The sequence below is a fragment of the Pseudomonas sp. RL genome, from assembly GCF_000647775.1.
GTDB classification, from domain to species: Bacteria; Pseudomonadota; Gammaproteobacteria; order Pseudomonadales; family Pseudomonadaceae; genus Serpens; species Serpens flexibilis.
Genome location: NZ_JBOY01000128.1, coordinates 1 through 18,872 on the forward strand (window position 1 = coordinate 1; position 18,872 = coordinate 18,872).

19 protein-coding genes are annotated in these 18,872 nt (G+C 67.4%); 10 read left to right on the top strand and 9 right to left on the bottom strand.

Annotation, left to right across the window (positions count from 1 at the left end; all coding sequences use genetic code 11):
• The first annotated feature begins 212 nt into the window (after window positions 1-212).
• From AS93_RS0116185 to AS93_RS0116205, 5 genes are all read left to right on the top strand, one after another.
• Complete coding sequence (locus tag AS93_RS0116185) at window positions 213-632, top strand: hypothetical protein (RefSeq protein WP_027591570.1); 420 nt, start codon at window positions 213-215, stop codon at window positions 630-632.
• A gap of 24 nt (window positions 633-656) precedes the next feature.
• Window positions 657-1,550: a cation diffusion facilitator family transporter gene (locus AS93_RS0116190; RefSeq protein ID WP_027591571.1), complete on the top strand. Its 894-nt coding sequence runs from the start codon at window positions 657-659 to the stop codon at window positions 1,548-1,550.
• A 341-nt stretch (window positions 1,551-1,891) separates the two neighbouring features.
• Complete coding sequence (locus AS93_RS0116195; RefSeq protein ID WP_027591572.1) at window positions 1,892-2,371, top strand: Lrp/AsnC family transcriptional regulator; 480 nt, start codon at window positions 1,892-1,894, stop codon at window positions 2,369-2,371.
• 300 nt (window positions 2,372-2,671) lie between these two features.
• Window positions 2,672-3,064 (top strand): globin domain-containing protein, encoded by a 393-nt coding sequence (locus tag AS93_RS0116200; protein ID WP_027591573.1) that lies wholly within the window; start codon window positions 2,672-2,674, stop codon window positions 3,062-3,064.
• An 82-nt stretch (window positions 3,065-3,146) separates the two neighbouring features.
• Window positions 3,147-3,359, top strand: coding sequence for a DUF2788 domain-containing protein (locus AS93_RS0116205; RefSeq protein WP_027591574.1), 213 nt, complete (start codon window positions 3,147-3,149; stop codon window positions 3,357-3,359).
• Between the two features lie 142 nt (window positions 3,360-3,501).
• On the opposite strand, the gene AS93_RS0116210 is transcribed toward AS93_RS0116205, so the two are convergent.
• The 7 genes from AS93_RS0116210 to AS93_RS0116240 all read right to left on the bottom strand — a co-directional run bounded on the left by AS93_RS0116210 (window position 3,502) and on the right by AS93_RS0116240 (window position 12,274).
• Window positions 3,502-4,071, bottom strand: coding sequence for a pseudouridine synthase (locus AS93_RS0116210; protein ID WP_027591575.1), 570 nt, complete (start codon window positions 4,069-4,071; stop codon window positions 3,502-3,504).
• Window positions 4,072-4,275: 204 nt separating this feature from the next.
• Complete coding sequence (locus AS93_RS0116215) at window positions 4,276-5,826, bottom strand: PAS domain-containing methyl-accepting chemotaxis protein (RefSeq protein WP_027591576.1); 1,551 nt, start codon at window positions 5,824-5,826, stop codon at window positions 4,276-4,278.
• A gap of 132 nt (window positions 5,827-5,958) precedes the next feature.
• On the bottom strand, window positions 5,959-6,819 hold the full coding sequence (locus AS93_RS0116220; protein ID WP_027591577.1) for an oxaloacetate decarboxylase: 861 nt from the start codon (window positions 6,817-6,819) through the stop codon (window positions 5,959-5,961).
• Window positions 6,820-6,958: 139 nt separating this feature from the next.
• Window positions 6,959-8,437, bottom strand: a complete 1,479-nt coding sequence (gene amn, locus AS93_RS0116225) for an AMP nucleosidase (RefSeq protein ID WP_027591578.1) — start codon at window positions 8,435-8,437, stop codon at window positions 6,959-6,961.
• Between the two features lie 82 nt (window positions 8,438-8,519).
• Complete coding sequence (locus tag AS93_RS19615; protein WP_256214806.1) at window positions 8,520-9,536, bottom strand: YeiH family protein; 1,017 nt, start codon at window positions 9,534-9,536, stop codon at window positions 8,520-8,522.
• Window positions 9,537-9,671: 135 nt separating this feature from the next.
• Window positions 9,672-10,538: a hypothetical protein gene (locus AS93_RS0116235; RefSeq protein WP_155956167.1), complete on the bottom strand. Its 867-nt coding sequence runs from the start codon at window positions 10,536-10,538 to the stop codon at window positions 9,672-9,674.
• An 86-nt stretch (window positions 10,539-10,624) separates the two neighbouring features.
• The gene (locus AS93_RS0116240; RefSeq protein WP_027591580.1) at window positions 10,625-12,274 is read right to left on the bottom strand and encodes an acyl-CoA dehydrogenase family protein; all 1,650 of its coding nucleotides are present in this window, start codon (window positions 12,272-12,274) and stop codon (window positions 10,625-10,627) included.
• Between the two features lie 155 nt (window positions 12,275-12,429).
• On the opposite strand from AS93_RS0116240, the gene AS93_RS0116245 reads away from it, so the two are divergent.
• The 4 genes from AS93_RS0116245 (at window position 12,430) to AS93_RS0116260 (ending at window position 15,947) form a co-directional block, all read left to right on the top strand.
• Complete coding sequence (locus AS93_RS0116245; protein ID WP_027591581.1) at window positions 12,430-13,224, top strand: hydroxymethylpyrimidine/phosphomethylpyrimidine kinase; 795 nt, start codon at window positions 12,430-12,432, stop codon at window positions 13,222-13,224.
• Window positions 13,224-13,853 carry a thiamine phosphate synthase gene (thiE, locus tag AS93_RS0116250; RefSeq protein WP_027591582.1) on the top strand — a complete coding sequence of 210 codons (630 nt, stop codon included), beginning with the start codon at window positions 13,224-13,226 and terminating at the stop codon, window positions 13,851-13,853. Before AS93_RS0116245 ends, thiE begins: the two co-directional genes overlap by 1 nt.
• Window positions 13,854-13,900: 47 nt before the next feature.
• Window positions 13,901-15,184 carry a glutamate-1-semialdehyde 2,1-aminomutase gene (hemL, locus tag AS93_RS0116255; RefSeq protein WP_027591583.1) on the top strand — a complete coding sequence of 428 codons (1,284 nt, stop codon included), beginning with the start codon at window positions 13,901-13,903 and terminating at the stop codon, window positions 15,182-15,184.
• A 220-nt stretch (window positions 15,185-15,404) separates the two neighbouring features.
• Window positions 15,405-15,947, top strand: a complete 543-nt coding sequence (locus tag AS93_RS0116260) for a tetratricopeptide repeat protein (RefSeq protein WP_027591584.1) — start codon at window positions 15,405-15,407, stop codon at window positions 15,945-15,947.
• On the opposite strand, the gene galE is transcribed toward AS93_RS0116260, so the two are convergent.
• Window positions 15,944-16,975 (bottom strand): UDP-glucose 4-epimerase GalE, encoded by a 1,032-nt coding sequence (gene galE / locus AS93_RS0116265; RefSeq protein WP_027591585.1) that lies wholly within the window; start codon window positions 16,973-16,975, stop codon window positions 15,944-15,946. The two genes, AS93_RS0116260 and galE, sit on opposite strands and share 4 nt — an antisense overlap.
• A 42-nt stretch (window positions 16,976-17,017) precedes the next feature.
• Entirely contained in the window at window positions 17,018-17,344 is a 327-nt protein-coding gene (locus AS93_RS0116270) for a DUF1820 family protein (protein WP_027591586.1), read from the bottom strand.
• 137 nt (window positions 17,345-17,481) lie between these two features.
• Here AS93_RS0116270 and miaB point away from each other — a divergent pair, with 137 nt between their 5' ends.
• Window positions 17,482-18,810, top strand: a complete 1,329-nt coding sequence (gene miaB / locus AS93_RS0116275; protein ID WP_027591587.1) for a tRNA (N6-isopentenyl adenosine(37)-C2)-methylthiotransferase MiaB — start codon at window positions 17,482-17,484, stop codon at window positions 18,808-18,810.
• The last annotated feature ends 62 nt before the right edge of the window (window positions 18,811-18,872 follow it).

Consider the following 18,872-nt stretch of genomic DNA (forward strand, 5'->3'; position numbering starts at 1 on the left):
TGCGAACTTGGTCCCTCATCCCCGACAGGCACAAACATACAAGCGAATTCATTCCCGAGCGTCTGGTTTCGGCCGCCGAAAAGCTCGCGGACAGGTCCGCTCCCACAATGAGAGAGGCCGCCATGCACCCCGGCGGTCTTCGGCATCCTGTCACAACCCTGAGCGGGTCTTCGCGGTCTACTGCCGCATACCCACCCGCAAGGAGAACCATCATGCGCACCCCGCCCCGCCTGCTCTGCGTCGCCCTCGGTGGCGCGCTGCTCACTCAATTGTCCGCCTGCGGCACACTGTTCTACCCGGAACGGCGCGGCCAGATCGACGGCAAGCTCGACCCGGTGGTGTTCGCTCTGGATGCCGTCGGCCTGCTGCTGTACATCGTTCCCGGACTGATCGCCCTGGGCATCGACTTCGCCACCGGGGCCATCTACCTGCCCGGCGGCGAGAAATACTCGGTGGCGCCGGAAGCGTTGCGCGACGCGGTGGACAACCAGGGGCAGGTGAACCGTCAGCGGCTTCGTGCCATCATCCGCGAGGCCAGCGGCCGCGACCTGCCCCTCGACCACCCCGGTGTGATCGAGCACCACGGCAGTGTGGAGCAGCTGGCCGCCTACGGCCTGCGGCCGTCCGCCTGATATCCCGAAGGAGCCCCGCGCAATATGAAGGTCCCCGAACAGCACGCCCGTCTGCTGCGCCTGGCCACCGGCGCCGCACTGGCCACGGCCCTCACCCTGGCCCTGGTCAAGGCGGTGGCCTGGTGGCTGAGCGGTTCGGTGAGCCTGCTGGCGGGGCTCACCGATTCCCTGCTGGACGGCGCCGCCTCGCTGCTCAACCTGATTGCCGTGCATTACTCGCTGCGCCCGGCCGACGACGACCACCGCTACGGCCATGGCAAGGCGGAGGCCCTGGCCGGACTCGGCCAGGCGCTGTTCATCGGCGTCAGCGCAGTCCTGGTGGCGATCCATGGCGTGCAACGCCTGCTCGACCCGCAACCGCTGGGCGACACCGATGCCGGTATCGCGGTGATGGTCTTGTCGATCGTGCTCACCGCCGTGCTGCTGCTGTTCCAGCGCCATGTGGTGCGCACCACCGGCTCCACGGCGATCCATGCCGACTCCCTGCACTACCGCTCCGACCTGCTGCTCAACGCCAGCATCCTGGTCGCGCTGTTGCTGGCCGGTGCCGGCCTGCTCTGGCTGGACGCGGCCTTCGGCATCGGCATTGCCGGCATCATCCTGTGGAGCGCGCTGGGCATCGTGCGCGAGGCCGCCGCTGTGCTGATGGACGAGGAACTGGCGCCGCAGCACACCGAGCGCATGCATGCGCTGGCCTGCGGGGTGCCGGATGTGCTGGGCGCCCACGACCTGCGCACCCGCCGCTCCGGCACCCTGTGGTTCGTGCAGATGCACGTGGAGCTGCCCGCCGAGCTGACGCTGGAAGAGGCCCATGCGCGCTGCGAGGCGGTGAGCGCGGCTATTCGCGCCGAGTTTCCGCAGAGCGATGTGCTGGTGCATGCCGATCCGTGCCACACCCCGGAAGGCATCGCCCTGTAGAAGCGTCCCCGCCAATTTTTTCGGGACATAAAAAAGGGGAAGCCGGTCGGCTTCCCCAGTCAATTCTTCATCGCTCCGCTCCCGGCGAGGGTATCGCCGTTGCCTGTCGCCAGCCTGGTTGGGCGGGCGGACCCGGGTGCCGTGCGACGTGGTGAGTCGCCGGCGACGGTGCCCCTGGTTGGAGGCGACCGCTGGAGGTTCCGGGCCTTCGAAGTTGGAGCCAGTGTACGCCAGCAGGCGCGATCAGAGATTGCGAAGATTGCGCGACAAGCCGCCGCTTGCGCAATCAAAGAACGCAGGAGCACTATTCTCGGCAATCTTTCCACAAAGAGAGCGCCGCGATGAGCACGCTGGACCGTTACGACCTGAACATCCTCGCCGAACTGCAGCGCAACGCGCGCATCTCCAACCAGGAGCTGGCCGAGCGCATCGGCCTGTCGCCTTCGCCCTGCTCGCGGCGGGTCAAGCAACTGGAGGACGAGGGCTACATCGTGCGCCAGGTGGCGCTGCTGGATCGCAAGAAGCTCGGCCTGACGCTGACCGCCTACGTGCTGATCGGCATGGACCGCCACACCCCGGAGCGCTTCGAGCATTTCCAGGAAAAGATCCGCCAGCACCCGGAAGTGGTGGAATGCTGCGTGATCACCGGCATGGAGGCGGACATCCTGCTCAAGGTGGTAGTCGAGGACATGGACCACTACCAGGCCTTCCTGCTCGGCAACCTGACGCGCATCGAGGGGGTCAGCAGCGTGCGCTCGAGCTTCGTGCTCAACCAGGTGATCGCCAGCACCGAGCTGCCGCTCAACCATCTGCGCGGCTGAGTCGAACCGGCAAACGTGACGCGGCGCACGCCGCCGCGTGCTCCTCGCCAGGCTGCCAAGGGGGCGCCTGCGTATAATCTCGCCCGCTTGATATCCGCCTTGCGTGGCCGCGCGCGGCAAGTCCGGCCCAGACCGGATCCCCAAACGCCCATCGATCCTTCCGTGGTGTGCCACAGGAATTCAGGCACCGAAGCCTGCGACTCCGATCGCGTCCGATGAATGCCCCCGCGCTGCGGGCAGGCTGCGTCGTTCGCGCGTCGGCGCGGCTGCCTCCTACCCGCATGGAACAAGGACAGATCGATGAGTCCCGCCGACAGCCTGATGCACAGCTATGGCCGCTGCTGTGCCAGCCCCACCTTTTTCGATGATTTCTACCGCAGCTTCCTGGCCAGCTCCGCCGAAGTGCGCGCCAAGTTCGTCAACACCGACATGACTGGCCAGAAGCAGCTGCTGCGCCAGGGCATCCTCAATCTGGTGATGTACAGCCGCGGGCTGCCGGATACCAAGCTGCGCGCCCTCGGCGCCTCGCATGCGCGCAGCGGCCTGGATATCCGTCCCGAACTTTACGAGCTGTGGCTGACGGCGCTGCTGCAGACCATCCGCGAGCATGACCGCGAGTGCACCGCGCAGACCCTGCAGACCTGGCGCGAGGCGCTGGGCAAGGGCATCGCGGTGATCCAGTCGCACTACTGAGCGGCACCGACGGGGCAACCGCAGCTGCCCACCACGCAGCACGGGCGTATACTCCCGCGCTTTGCCCCGTCACGAGGTCGCCATGGAAACCGAACAGTTCGAAGCCCTGATGATGTATGTGCTTGTAGGCGGACTGATCCTGTTCATGTTCTTCATCATCTGGGACCTGGCCAAGAAGTCGAAGGCCGGCCGCCTGGGCACCGCCATCCTGTTTCTCGGCCTGGGCCTGTGCCTGGTGGCCTTCCTGGCCAAGCCGCTGATCACCTACGTGCTGGAGCTGTTTCTGGAGTCCTGAGGCACTCGCGCCATTGTCAGACACGTTTCGATCGCAACTGACGCCATCGTAGGGCGGTCGCGTTTTTCCGGCCGCCACTGCGGTGCACGCCGATGCCGTGTCCGGTGGCCAACGCTGTGCGTTGACCAGAGCGCCGAAGCGCTCAATCCAGCCGCGCCGGCAGTTCGCGCCATTCGCCGGGTTGCAGGCCGTCCAGGCTCCAGGGTCCGATGCGCACCCGCACCAGGCGCAGGGTCGGCAGGCCCACGGCGGCGGTCATGCGCCGCACCTGGCGGTTGCGACCCTCGCGAATCACCAGCTCCAGCCAGGCGGTCGGCACGCTCTTGCGAAAACGCACCGGCGGATGGCGCTCCCAGAGCGTTGGCTCAGCGAGCAGGCGCGCCTCGGCCGGCAGGGTCGGCCCATCGTTCAGCGCCACGCCTTCGCGCAGCCGCTGCAACTGCTCCTCGCTCGGTTCGCCTTCCACCTGAACCCAGTAAGTCTTGGCCAGCTTATGTTTCGGGTCGGCGATGCGCGCCTGCAGGCGACCGTCGTTGGTCAGCAGCAGCAGTCCCTCGCTGTCACGATCCAGCCGCCCGGCCGGGTAGACGCCCGACACCGGCACGAAGTCCTTCAAGGTGGCACGGCCCTGATCGTCGTTGAACTGGGTGAGCACGTCGAAGGGCTTGTTGAGCAGGATCAGTCGCGGCTCGGCCGGCGGCGCCTTGGCCACCCGGCGCGGCGTGGGACGGCGGGAAACGGGAGGACGGGGACGCGACATGCCGGGAAACCTGCGAGCACAACGGGGCGCGCAGTGTAACCCAGGGCTGTGAGGGCGAACGTGTTCGCGAGCTTCCGGCGTCGGCCTGCAACCTGGCCGGGCCGCCCAAAGAGCTCGCGGACAAGTCCGCCCCACAGAAAACTCGGGTAGCGCCACTCAGCGCTGGAAGCGCTCCACCAGGGCGTGCATGGCGCTTGAGGTTTCGCTGAGCTCGCGGCCAACCTCGGCCGATTGTTCGGCCAGCCCGGCGTTGTGCTCGGCGACCTGGGCGATGGCGGTAATCTGCCGGGCCACCTCGTCGGCCACCTGGGCCTGCTGCTCGGTGGCGGCGGCCATCTGCAGCCCCATGTCGCGGATCTCGCCCACGGCCTGACGGATGCCCAGCAGCGCCTGCTGGCTGGCAATCACCTGGGCCAGACCGGCGGTGGCCTCCTCGCGGCCAACGCGGGCAATGCGCACAGCGCCGTCACTGCCCTCGTGCAGCGTCTGCAGGACGGCTTGGATCGCCTCGGTCGCCTCACGGGTGCGCTGCGACAGCTCGCGCACCTCGCCCGCGACCACAGCGAAGCCTCGCCCCTGCTCGCCGGCCCGCGCCGCTTCGATGGCGGCGTTGAGCGCCAGCAGGTTGGTCTGCTCGGAGATCGCCCGGATCATGCCGGCGGCCTGGTCGATGCTGCGGGTTTCCCGCGCCAGCCCCTCCACCGTGTCGCTGATGGCCGCGACACGGCGGGCCAGTCCATCGATCTGCGCCCGTGCCTTCTCCGCCTCGCCGGCACCCTGCCCGGCCAGACTGTCGACCCGGCAGGCCTCGTCGGCAGAGCGCTGGACCATGCCCGACACCTCGCCGATCGAAGCGGCCATCTGCTGCATGGCGACCGCCGCCTGGTGCGCCTCATGCCGCTGGCTCTGCAGCGACGCTTCGGTATCCCGGGTCAGCAGACCACTGCGTGTGGCCAGCGCGGCGGCCTGGTCGGCGTAGTCATCCAGACGGCTGAGCAAGGTGCGCAGGCGCGCCTGCTCGCTGATCAGCGCCATGTGCATGCGTGCCGGCCGGCCGCGCAGGTCACTGAAGCTGCGCGCCACCAGCTCGCTGTCGAAGGCGCCCTGCATGTTGCGTTGCAACCGATCCAGCAGCCGTTGCTGCGCGGAATGCTGTGCGAAATACAGAATGGGCAGGGTGACCAGCGCCACCCCGAGGCCGAACGTCGGCGACCAGAGCGCCGCCAGCAGCGCGGGCACGCTGGCCAGGAACGGCGTCGCCCACTGCGCTGCCAACCCCTGGGAACGGCGCTTGAAACCCTGCTCGGTCACTTCTGCGTACAGGGCACTGGCGCGGCGCACCTGATCGGGCTCCGGTCGGATACGCACCGACTCGTAGCCGACCAGCACACCCTCCTGGTGGATCGGCGTCACATAGGCGCAGACCCAATAGAAATCGCCGTTCTTGCAGCGATTCTTGACGATGCCCATCCAGGGCCGACCATCCTTGAGGTGCCGCCACATGTGGCCGAAGACTGCCTTGGGCATATCCGGGTGGCGCACCAGATTATGGTGGCTGCCCAGCAGCTCCTCGCGGGAGTAGCCACTGACAGCCGCAAATTCATCGTTGCAGTAGGTGATGACGCCACGGGGATCGGTGGCCGAGATCAAGCGCTGTTCGGCGGGGAAGAGGCGTTCGCGGTCCGTGGTAAGCGCAGTGCGCGCCATGGCCAACTCCATTTGGGCATTTGAACGCGGCATGATGTCCCAATAACACCACAGAGACAACGGGAATTTTGACGCCAATAAAATTACATCGCATCGTGCCGCGATACGCGCCCTTCTCCCTCCATTCCTACGCTATGACCTCACCTTCAGGTAGTTCTCGGCCCAGGCCGCATACTGCTCGGCCTCCGAGTAGCGTGCGACCAGTTCCTTGGTTTCCAGCACGCCGGTGTCGATGCGGCGCTGCTCGCGCAGGCAGTCGTAAGTGGCCTTCAGCGCGGCGTAGTAGGCTGCGTGCCCGCTGACCACGATGCGCACGCCGAGGCGGGCCAGGCGGGCCTGGTCGCGCAGCTTGGGGTTGCCGTAGGTGATCAGCATCTTGGGGATGTCGATGTGCGGCACGATCTGCTCCAGGTGCTCGAAATCCTCGATGCCGACCAGGCAGATGCCGTCGACGCCGGCCGCCTGGTAGGCGCGGGCGCGGGTGATGGTTTCCTCCAGGCCGCTGCCGGCGTTGGTGCGCGCCAGGATGCTCAGCGCCGGGTCGATGCGCGCCTCCAGCGCCGCCTTGAGCTTGCCGACCGCCTCGTCGATGCCGATCAGGTCCACCGCCTTGCCGCCGAAACGCGCCGGCAGCACGGTGTCCTCGATGGTCAGCGCGGCGATGCCGTTGCGTTCCAGCTCGGTGACGGTGCGCATCACGTTGAGGGCGTTGCCGTAGCCGTGGTCGGCGTCGGCCAGTACCGGCAGGGTGGCGACGCGGCCGATGCGCGCCGCCTGCTCGACGAACTCGCTGAGGGTGATCAGCGCGATGTCCGGCGCAGCCAGCACTTCCAGCGAGGCCACCGAGCCGCCGAGGATGCCGACCTCGAAACCGAGGTCGCCGGCCATGCGGGCGGACATCGGGTCGAACACCGAGGCACAGTGGTAGCAGGCATCGGAGGCCAGGAGTGCGCGAAATGCCTCGCGCAGGCTATGGGGAGAAACGCGTTGCATGATCATCCTTCACAGGCAATGGCGCAGCACGGCTGCGCGTGGCACGACTCATCCCTGAGAAAGTCTTTGCAAACAAAGAGTTGAAGCTCCTTGAGCGCCATGGTGGGCGCTCGGCTCGCCCTTGTACAGAGGGCAACCACTAACGGAACGGCGGCTCGTCGAAACTGCGCAACTTGCGCGAATGCAGCGAATCGAGCTGACCGCGCAGCAAGTCCAGCGCGGCGATGCCGATGCGCAGGTGCTGGTTCACCGCGCGCTCGTAGAAGGCATTGGCGGCACCGGGCAGCTTGATCTCGCTGTGCAGCGGCTTGTCGGAGACGCACAGCAGCGTGCCGTAGGGCACGCGCAAGCGATAACCCTGGGCGGCGATGGTGCCGCTTTCCATGTCCACCGCAACAGCGCGCGCCAGGTTGATCAGCGGGCGCTCCTGGGCCCAGCGCAATTCCCAGTTGCGGTCGTCGTAGGTCAGCACGGTCCCGGTGCGCAGGCGCTTCTTAAGCGCCTCGCCCTGCTCGCCGGTGACGGTGGCGGCGGCCTCCTGCAGCGCCTGCTGCACCTCGGCCAGCGCCGGCAGCGGGATATTCGGCGGCAGCACGCGGTCGAGGATGCCGTCGCGGCGCATGTAGGCGTGGGCCAGCACGTAGTCGCCGATGGTCTGCGACTGCCGCAGCCCGCCGCAGTGGCCGATCATCAGCCAGCAGTGCGGACGCAGCACGGCCAGGTGGTCGGTGATGTTCTTGGCGTTGGACGGGCCGACGCCGATGTTCACCAGCGTCACACCGTGGCCGTCGTCGGCCACCAGGTGGTAGGCCGGCATCTGGTAGCGGTGCCAGAGCACGCTGTCGATCATCGCCTGCATCTCGCCTTCTTCCATGCCCTTGGCGATCACCACGTTGCCGGGCAGCACCATGCGCACGTAGCGCGGGTTGTCGCGCAGCTGGTCGAGGCCGTAGCGGATGAACTGGTCCACGTAGCGGTGGTAGTTGGTCAGCAGGATCCACGGCTGCACATGCTGCCAGCCGCTGCCGGTGTAGTGCTGCAGGCGCTTGAGGGAGAAATCCACCCGCGCCGCGTCGAACAGCGCCAGCGGCATCTGCTCGGCGTGCTGCCAGTCATACAGGCCGTCGGCCACCTCGTCGCTGGCCGCCGACAGGTCGGTGCTGGGGAACACCCGCGCCAGCTCCGCCGCCGTCACCCCGCTGCCGGCCAGCTCGTCGCCCTGCGCCACCACGTAGGGATAGGGAATGCTGCGGTCGCTGATCCCCACTTCCACCTGCAGGGTGAAATCGCTCATCAGCGGCCGCAACTGGTCAAGCAGATAGCCGCGAAACGCCTGGGGCTGGGTGATGGTGACGCTGTACACCCCCGGCACCTGCACCTTGGCGTAGGCCCGGGTGCTGGACGAGGTCTCGCCGCTCTTCAGGTAGGTGATGCGCAGCTCGGGGTAGCGGAACAGCGCGCGCTGCGCCTCATCCGGCACCACGCGCTCCTTGAAGTAGCGCTTGAGCGCCTGGCTGAGCGCCGAGGCGGCCTGCTGGTAGAGCTCGGCCAGACGGTCCACGGCCTGTTCGGGGGTGGTGACGAGGGTGAAGGTGTCGGAAAGGGTCACGGCGGGCATCCTGATTACCGGTGGGCACGATCATGCGGCAAGTTTACGTCGAGGCGATGACAGTGCGGCACTCAAAGCGCGAACGCCAGGTTCACCAGCGCCCCACCGAGCACCAGCCAGAGCGCCAGGCCGCCGGCCAGCAGCATCGGCCGCAGCCCGGCCTGGCGGATGCCGTGCCCAGGCCGAGGGCGGCCATCGCCATGGCCAGCAGCCAGTCGTCGAGCCGCACCAGCGCCTGCACCACACCGGCGGGCAGCAGATGCAGCGAATTGAAGCCGACCACGGCGACGAAGCCGAGCGCGAACCAGGGGAAGTGCCGGTGCGCCGCGCCCGCCTCGCCGGACGCCTCGCGACGCCCCAGACACTGCGCCAGCAACAGCAGGAACGGCGCCAGCAGCATCACCCGGATCATCTTGGCGATCACCGCCGCCTCGCCGGTCTCGGCACTCACCGCACTGCCGGCGGCGACCACCTGGGCCACCTCGTGCAGGGTGGAGCCGATGTAGATGCCGTAGGCATGGGCGTCCAGTCGCAGCGTGTCGGCAAGCAGATGGAACAGCCAGGGATAAAGGAACATGCCCAGGGTGCCGAACAGCACCACGGTGGAGATGGCCACCGCCACCTTGCCGGCTTCGGCCCTGAGCAAGGGTTCGGTGGCGGCCACCGCGGCGGCACCGCAGATGCTGCTGCCGGCGCCGATCAGCACCGTGGTGTGGCGATCCAGCCCGAACACCCGGCGGCCCAGCCAGCAGGCCAGCAGAAAGGTCGAGGTGAGCATCAGCACATCGATGAGCACCGCCGTCATGCCCACCGCGGCCAGTTGCTCCAGGCCGAGCCGAAAGCCATACAGAACGATGCCGAGCCGCAGCAGCCGCTGCCTGGCCAGCGCCACCCCCGAGTCGCACAGCCCGCGCAATGCCGGATACAGGCTGTTGCCAAGCAGCATGCCGAGCAGGATCGCCAGGGTCAGCGCGCCCAGCCCCCAGCCCTTCAACGGCCCCTCGGCCGCCCACAGAGCCACCGCCGCCACCGCCCCGCTCAGCACCAACCCCGGAACCACACCCAGCGCACCAGCCAGGCCGCGCGCCTTATACATAAGGAGAGCCATCGTTACCTCCGTAGAACACGGAGCGCACGGTAAGGCGTTCGAGCGACTAATAAAAACGGGTTATATCGTTATTCCATATCTGCGAAATCGATTAAAACCGTGAATTTAAAATACAAAGCAGATAAAAACCATCCCTCATGCCCGTACGGAAATTCCAGCGAACCCCGCTGAAAGCGACGCGGGCGCGTTCAGCTCCCCCACCGCCTGCTCGACCTGCTCCAGCTGCTCCTCGATGTCCTTGATGCGCTTCTGGTCGTCGCGGTCGGCCTTGCGTTGTGCGGCCTTGGCCAGTGCGAGCAAGGCCTTGAGTTCGCGCAGGGCCTTTTCCAGCAGGTCGGCGTCGGCGCGGCGCTGGGCCTGCTGGCTGTCGGCCGAGGCGGGAGCCAGGGTCGGAGCGTCGTCGGTGGCAGGCGGGTCCTGCGGGTCGGCCTTGGCGTCCAGGGCGGCAAGTTCGCGTTCGGCCTGGGTTACCTGTGCTTCGGCCTCGCGCTGCTCGTCCGACGACTCGGCCATTTCGCTGGCCTGAGCGTGGTCGCCGGCCGGAGCGGCAGGCGGCGCACCCGAAGCGGGTACGCCGGCTTCGGTGTAGAGCGCGCCCTGCGCCAGTCCGGACGAGGCCGAGCCACCGCTGCCACTGTCCTTGAGCACCTCGCTCGCCGAGGCCAGAGCGCCGGCCAGTTGCTTGAGCTCGCGCAGCAGCGCCTTGGAGCCGCCGAACAGCAGGATCAAGCGCTTGAGCATCTGGATGCGTTCGCGGATCTGCGCGACCTGCTCGCGGGCGCTGCTCTTGCGCGCCTCGTCGAAGCGCGTGGTGAGCGAATCACCGAAGGCGCGGGCCGTCTCGCTGGCCCTTTTCAAGGCTGCGCCGAGCGTCAGCTGCGCGGCGGTTTTCGGGTCGGCATCCACAGCGGCTGGCTGAGTACTCCGCGAAGCGGTCTCGTCGCTGCGACGCACGGTGGGTAGCTTTGATACAGAGGAAGGGAAGTCGAAACGGATGGCCATGGTTGCACTCCTTGCGGTGTCCAACCGTTTATCGGCCGAGCGGTGGTGAAGTTGACGGGCGGACCCGGACAGGCCCGCCCGATGCGCTACGCTAGATGCGGCGCGCTGCGCGCCAGCAGCGCTTCGATCTCCAGTCCGCGCGGCAGGGTGCCGTACACGCGCCCGCGCCCTTCCAGACGGCTGGCGAGGAAGGCGTCGGACACCGCCGCGTTGCCGGCCTCCAGCAGCAGCTTGGCCTGCAGGGCCACAGCCACGTCCTCGGTGAGCTGGCGGGCGCGGTAATGGATGTCGCTGGTGTCGGCGAAAGCGTCCTTCAGGCGCTGGATATGCGCCGCCAGGCGGGCATCGCCGTGGCCGTCGCCCAGCTCGCTGAACAGCGCGTCCAGCACGCCGGGCTCCTTGGACAGCGCGCGCAGCACGTCCAGGCACTGCACGTTGCCGGAGCCTTCCCAGATGGAGTTGACCGGCGCCTCGCGGTACAGGCGCGGCAGGATGGTTTCCTCGACGTAGCCGGCGCCGCCCAGGCATTCGCTGGCCTCGGCGATCATTTCCGGGGCGCGCTTGCAGATCCAGTACTTGCCGATGGCGGTGACCAGGCGGGCGAAGCGCGCTTCCTGCGGATCGTCCGGGTTGTCCAGCGCGCGGCCCATGCGCATCGTCAGCGCCAGCGCGGCCTCGCTTTCCAGGGCCAGGTCGGCCAGCACGTTCTGCATCAGCGGCTGCTCGATCAGCCGCTTGCCGCCGACCTGGCGGTGCGCGCAGTGGTGCAGCGCCTGGGTCAGCGCCTGACGCATCAGCGCGCTGGAGCCGACCATGCAGTCGAAGCGGGTCATGGCGACCATCTCGATGATGGTCGGCACGCCGCGCCCTTCCTCGCCGATCATCCAGGCCAGCGCGCCGCGGTATTCGATCTCGCTGGAGGCGTTGGCCCAGTTGCCCAGCTTGTTCTTCAGGCGCTGGATGTAGAACTGATTGCGCGTGCCGTCCGGACGGTGGCGCGGCAGCAGGAAGCAGGACAGGCCCTTGTCGGTCTGCGCCAGGGTCAGGAAGGCGTCGCACATGGGCGCCGAGCAGAACCACTTGTGGCCCACCAGCTCATAAGGCTGGCCGGGGCCGCCGGCGCCGATCGGATGGGCGCGAGTGGTGTTGGCGCGTACGTCGGTGCCGCCCTGTTTCTCGGTCATCGCCATGCCGATGGTCACACCGGCCTTCTGCTCCATGGGCACGTTGCGCGGGTCGTACTCGGTGGCGAGGATCTTCGGCAGCCAGGTGGATGCGATGTCCGCTTGCAGCCTGAGCGCCGGCACGGCGGCGAAGGTCATGGTCAGCGGGCAGCCACTGGCGGCCTCGGCCTGGCTGTGCAGGTAGGTGAGGCCGGCGCGCACCACGTGGGCGCCGGCCTGCGTGTTCACCCAGGGCAGCGACGGCAGGCCGTGTTCGATGGCCGTGCGCATCAGCTCATGGTAGGCGGGATGGAAGTCGACCTGGTCGATGCGATGGCCATAGCGGTCATGGGTGCGCAGCAACGGCTTGTGCTCATTGGCGAGGAAACCGGCGGCCATCAGCGGCCCGCCGGCCAGCGCGCCGTAGGCATCCAGCCGCGCATCGCCCCAACCGCCCTGGAAACGGTGCACCCATTCCTGCAGCGGCAGGTCCAGGCGATAGAGGTTGGCGCCATCCAGCGGCGGCACCTGGTTGAACACCTCGTGGGTTTCGGCGAACTGGTGCAGGTTCATCGCGGGCTCCGGTGACTGGCAGATGCGACAGAGTGAAGCATGGCCCCTTGCCGCATCGGGAGTGGGAAACTGGACAAACGCGAGGGCAGATAGGCCCGCCGGAGCGCATCCGAGGGCGGGCCATAGGCGGGTGGAAAGTGCTAAGCTCGCGCGCCATGAACAGACACACTTCCCGTCCCGTTGTCCTCTGCCTGTCCGGCCACGATCCGAGTGGTGGTGCCGGCCTGCAGGCGGACATCGAAGCCCTGCTTGCCCAGGGTTGCCACGCTGCACCGACCGTCACCGCGCTGACCGTGCAGGATACCGTCGACGTTGCCGACTTCCGCGTGCTCGACCGCGCCTGGGTACTGGCCCAGGCCCGCGCGGTGATCGCCGATCTGCCCATCGCCGCCGTCAAGCTCGGCATGCTCGGCTCGGTGGAGATGGTCGACACCGTGCTGGAGCTGATGCGGCAGCTGCCCGGCGTGCCGCTGGTCTGCGATCCGGTGCTGCGCGCCGGCGGCGGCGGCTCGCTGGGCCCGGACGATGTCGGTTACGCCATCCGCGAACGCTTGTTCCCGGTGGCCGCCATCGCCACGCCGAACCTGCCCGAAGCGCGCATCCTCGCCGAGCTGCCCAACGGCACGCCGGACGAGTGCGCGGAAAAACTGCTGCCATACATTCGCCATCTGCTGATCACCGGCGGCCACGGCGACGAGGCCGAGGTGGTCAACCGCCTGTACAGCCGCGACGGCCAGACCTGGACCTCCAGCTGCCAGCGCCTGCCCGGCAGCTACCACGGCTCCGGTTGCACCCTGGCCAGCGCCCTGGCCGGGCGCCTGGCGCTGGGCGAAGCGCTGCCGAGCGCGGTGCAGTCGGCGCTGGATTACACCTGGCGCTGCCTGCGCGACGCCGAGGCGCCGGGCCACGGCCAGTACATCCCGCGCCGCCTGCCGCTGGACGCTTCGTGATGAATAGTCGCGGCCTGTACGCCATCACCGACAGTGCCCTGCTCGCCGAGGGACGCCTGCTGCCCTACGTGGAAGCCGCGCTGGAGGGCGGCGCGCGCCTGCTGCAGTACCGCGAGAAATCCCGCGACCAGGCGCGCCGCTTCGATGAAGCCAGCGCCCTGCGCGAGCTGTGCCAACGCTACGATGCCGAGCTGATCATCAACGACGACCTGGAGCTGGCCGTGCAACTGGGCGTCGGCCTGCATCTGGGCCAGGAGGACGGCTCGCTGAGCGAGGCTCGCGCGCGTCTCGGCGCGGGCGTGCACCTGGGCGCCAGCTGCTATGCCAGCCTGGCGTTTGCCGAAGCCGCGCTGGCGGCCGGCGCCAGCCATCCGGCCTTCGGGCGTTTCTATCCGTCGCTGACCAAGCCCGGCGAAGCCAAGGCCACGCCCGCGCTGCTGAGCGAGGCGCGCGCACGCTTCAATGCGCCGCTGGTGGTGATCGGCGGCATCACGCTGGACAACGCCCGGCCGCTGGTGGAGCACGGCGCCGACTGGCTGGCCGTGATCAATGCCCTGTTTGCCGCGGATTCGGCCGCCGAGGTCGAGCGCCGCGCCCGCGCGTTCTGTTCCCTGTTCCCCACCCTTTGATTCCGAGCCGGCGGGCTGCGGTCCGCCCCTGATTCGCGAGGCCCTTTATGTCCCGTTCCGAAATCCTCTTCAACCAGGCCCAACAGCACATCCCCGGAGGCGTGAACTCGCCGGTGCGCGCCTTCAAGGGCGTTGGCGGCACGCCGCTGTTCATCAAGCACGCGTCGGGCGCCTACATCGTCGACGAGGACGACAAGCGCTATGTGGACTACGTAGGTTCCTGGGGCCCGATGATCCTCGGCCACGGCCATCCGGACGTGCTCGACGCCGTGCGCCGCCAGCTGGAGCACGGCCTGTCCTACGGCGCACCGACCGCGCTGGAGACCGAGATGGCCGAACTGGTCTGCTCGCTGGTGCCGTCGATGGAAATGGTGCGCATGGTCAGCTCCGGCACCGAGGCGACCATGAGCGCCATCCGCCTGGCCCGGGGCTACACCGGCCGCGACACCATCATCAAGTTCGAGGGCTGCTATCACGGTCACTCCGACAGCCTGCTGGTCAAGGCCGGCTCCGGCGCCCTGACCTTCGGCGTGCCCAGCTCGCCGGGCGTGCCGGCGGCCTTCGCCCAGCACACCCTGACCCTGCCCTACAACGACCTGGACACCGTGCGCGACACCCTGAAGCAGCGCGGCCAGGAGATCGCCTGCATCATCGTCGAGCCGGTGGCCGGCAACATGAACTGCGTGCCTCCGGTGCCGGGCTTCCTGGAAGGCCTGCGCGCGCTGTGCGACGAGCACGGCGTGGTGCTGATCTTCGACGAGGTGATGACCGGCTTCCGCGTCGCCCTCGGCGGCGCCCAGGCGCATTTCGGCGTGACGCCGGACCTGTCCACCTTCGGCAAGATCGTTGGCGGCGGCATGCCGGTGGGCGCCTTCGGTGGCAAGCGCGAGATCATGTCCTGCGTCTCCCCGCTCGGCCCGGTCTACCAGGCCGGCACGCTGTCCGGCAATCCGCTGGCCATGGCCGCCGGCTTGACCACCCTGAAGCTGATCAGCCGCCCGGGCTTCCATGCCGAGCTGTCCGACTACACCAGCCGCATGCTGCAGGGCCTGCAGGACCGCGCCGATGCCGCGGGCATCCCGTTCGTCACCACCCAGGTGGGCGCCATGTTCGGCCTGTATTTCAGCGGCGCCGACAGCATTCAGACCTTCGCCGACGTGATGGCCAGCGACGCGCAGCGCTTCAACCGCTTCTTCCACCTGATGCTGGACGGCGGTGTCTACCTGGCTCCCAGCGCATATGAAGCCGGCTTCACCTCCATCGCCCATGGCGAGACCGAGCTGAAGATCACCCTGGACGCCGCCGAGCGTGCCTTCGCGCAGCTGAAGTAAGACCACGGACGGTGGGAGCGAACCTGTTCGCGAGCTTTTGGGCATACCCGCACCAAAGCCTTCGCGGACGAGTCCGCTCCCCCAAGACGGCACCCCCGCCACCGTCGCAGCAGAATGGCAAACCCCTCCGGGCCGAAAGGCTTTGTAACCCGCGCACGGGTTATCCCATAATGTGCCGGTCGCCTGAACCCGCCTGCCTGCATAGGCGCCCTGGATTCCCATGATTCGCACCAGCCACATTCTGAGCCTGTGCTGTCTGTTGTTCGTTCCCGTGTCGCTGGCCAGTGACAACGACCTGCTGGTGCCCGCCACCGGGCGCTGCGCGCTCGACCTGGCGCCCGAACTGCTGAGCGAAGCACTGAACAGCTGCCAGGCGATCGCCCTGGAAGGCGACACCCAGGCACAGTTCGAATTGGGCGAATTCTTCTACACCGGTCGCCATACCCAGCAGGATCTGCAACAGGCTCTGCGCTGGTACGAGATGGCGTCCCTGCAGGGCCACGCCGAAGCCCAGCGCCGGCTCGGCACCATGTTCTTCAAGGGTGAAGGGGTTCCGGCCAGCAATATCCAGGCCTTCATCGTGCTGAAGATGGCAGCGGTGAACGGCTCGGAAGAGGCGCTGGACGGTGCCGACCTGGTCGCCGAGCAGATGTCCCGGGAGGAGCTGGCGGTGGCCACGCAGATACTCGGCCACATCTTCCGCAGCTACTTGCAGGAACTGCAGACCATCGACGCCAGCTCGCCGCTGGCGCCGCTTCCTTAAGCGGACGCGGGGCGATAGCCGTCCGGATTGTTCGACTGCCAGCGCCAGGTATCCGCCATCATCTCGGCCAGTCCCCGACGGGCCTTCCAGCCCAGCTCCTGCTCGGCAAGTGCCGGATCGGCCCAGCATTCGGCGATATCGCCAGCCCGCCGCGGGGCGATGCGGTAGGGGACACTGCGCCCGCTGGCCTGCTCGAAGGCGTGGATCATCTGCAGCACGCTGTAGCCCGTGCCGGTGCCGAGGTTCCAGACATTCACCCCGTTGCGTTCGGCCAGGGCGGCAAGCGCCTTGAGATGGCCGTCGGCCAGGTCCATGACGTGGATGTAGTCGCGCACGCCGGTACCGTCGACGGTCGGATAATCGTCGCCGAACACCGCCAGCTCCTTGAGCTTGCCGACCGCCACCTGGCTGATATAGGGCAGCAGGTTGTTGGGTATGCCCTGCGGGTCCTCGCCGATCAGCCCGCTGGGATGGGCGCCGACCGGATTGAAGTAGCGCAGCAAGGCAATGTTCCAGCGCGGCTCGGACAGCGACAGGTCGCGCAGGATCTCCTCGACCATCAACTTGGAACGGCCGTAGGGGTTGGTCGGCGTGCCGGTGGGAAAATCCTCGCGGATCGGCATCTGCGGCGGTTCGCCGTATACGGTGGCCGACGAGCTGAACACCAGCCGGAACACCCCGGCGGCGGCCATCGCCTGGCACAGGGTGACGCTGCCGGCAACGTTGTTCTCGTAGTAGCGCAGCGGCTGCTGCACGCTCTCGCCGACCGCCTTGAGACCGGCGAAGTGCATCACGGCACCGATGCGCTGTTCGGCGAACAGCCGGTCCAGCAGCGCGCGGTCGCGGATGTCGCCCTCGACGAAGCGGGGCGCGCGGCCGCACAGGCGTTCGACGCGCGCCAGGGATTCGAGCGAGCTGTTGCTGAGGTTGTCCAGCACCAGCACGTCCTGGCCGGCCTCCAGCAGGGCCAGCACCACGTGGGAGCCGATGTAGCCGGCGCCGCCGGTAACGAGGATGGTGGATTTCACACTGTCGCTCCTGAGTGAACCTGTGTCCTGGGGGATGCCGACCTACTTCTCGGGCATTGGCATCGGAAACGGCATGATGTTGCTGCCGCTCTTGGCCTCGCTGATTTTAGGCGTCCCCAGGCGCTCGACCTCATCAATGCGGATGATGGCGTGCATCGGCACAAAGCTGCGCAGGACGCCCTCGAACTGGGCCTTGAGCTTCTCCTCACTGGGGTCGACCACCACCTGCGTGCGCTCGCCGAACACGAATTCCTCGATTTCCAGAAAGCCCCACAAATCGCTCTGGAAGATCTGCTTGGCGTACATCTCGTACACCTGGCCCTGGTTGAGGAAGATGACCTTGAAGATGGGGGCTTCGCGTTTGCTCATGGTGGTGACGGTCAGGACAGCGACGAGGGGCGCGGAGCATACCACAGCACCGCTTCCGCCCGCCCGGCGCCTATGGTCCCTCGCCGCCCACCCCCCTATAATCCGCCCCTTCCTTTCCTGCCGATCCCCGCACGCTCATGGCCAAGAAGCTCTACATCGAAACCCACGGCTGCCAGATGAACGAGTACGACAGCTCGCGCATGGCCGACCTGCTGGGCGAACACCAGGCCCTGGAACTCACCGACAAGGCCGAAGAGGCCGACGTGATCCTGCTCAACACCTGCTCGATCCGCGAGAAGGCCCAGGAAAAGGTGTTTTCGCAACTCGGCCGCTGGCGCGAGCTGAAGCAGGACAATCCGCAACTGGTGATCGGCGTCGGCGGCTGCGTGGCCAGCCAGGAAGGCGCGGCGATCCGCGACCGCGCGCCCTATGTGGACGTGGTGTTCGGTCCGCAGACCCTGCATCGCCTGCCGGAGATGATCGACGCCGCGCGCACCACCCAGACGCCGCAGGTCGATATCTCCTTCCCGGAAATCGAGAAGTTCGACCGCCTGCCCGAGCCCCGCGTGGACGGCCCCAGCGCCTACGTGTCGATCATGGAAGGTTGCAGCAAGTACTGCACCTTCTGCGTGGTGCCCTATACCCGCGGCGAGGAAGTCAGCCGCCCGCTGGATGATGTGCTGACCGAAATCATCCACCTGGCCGAGAACGGCGTGAAGGAAGTCACCCTGCTGGGCCAGAACGTCAACGGCTACCGGGGCGAGAACCGCGACGGCGGCATCACCGACTTCGCCGAGCTGCTGTATCTGGTGGCCGCCGTCGACGGCATCGAGCGCATCCGCTACACCACCAGCCACCCGCTGGAGTTCTCCGACGCGCTGATCCAGGCCCACGCCGAGATTCCGGAGCTGGTGAAGTTCGTGCACCTGCCGGTGCAGTCCGGCTCCGACCGCGTGCTGGCAGCCATGAAGCGCAACCACACCGCGCTGGAGTACAAGTCGCGCATCCGCAAGCTCAAGGCGGCGGTACCGGAGATGTGCATCAGCTCGGACTTCATCGTCGGCTTCCCCGGGGAGACCGACAAGGATTTCGAGCAGACCATGAAGCTGATCGAGGATGTCGGTTTCGACTTCTCCTTCTCCTTTGTCTACAGCGCCCGCCCCGGCACGCCGGCCGCCGACCTGGCCGACGAGACCCCGGAGGAGGTGAAGAAGCAGCGCCTGCAGATCCTGCAGCAGCGCATCAACCAGCAGGGCTTCGAGATCAGCCGGCGCATGGTGGGCAGCACCCAGCGCATCCTGGTGACCGACTACTCGAAGAAGGACCCGGGCATGCTGCAGGGCCGTACCGAGAACAACCGCATCGTCAACTTCCGCTGCGACAACCCGCTGCTGATCGGCCAGTTCGCCACGGTGCACATCGACGACGCACTGCCCCACTCGCTGCGCGGCACACTGCTGGATTGAATTCGGACAACCTGTGGGAGATTCTATGTTGCCCTGCAAGCGCTTTTAGGCAGTTCGAGGGA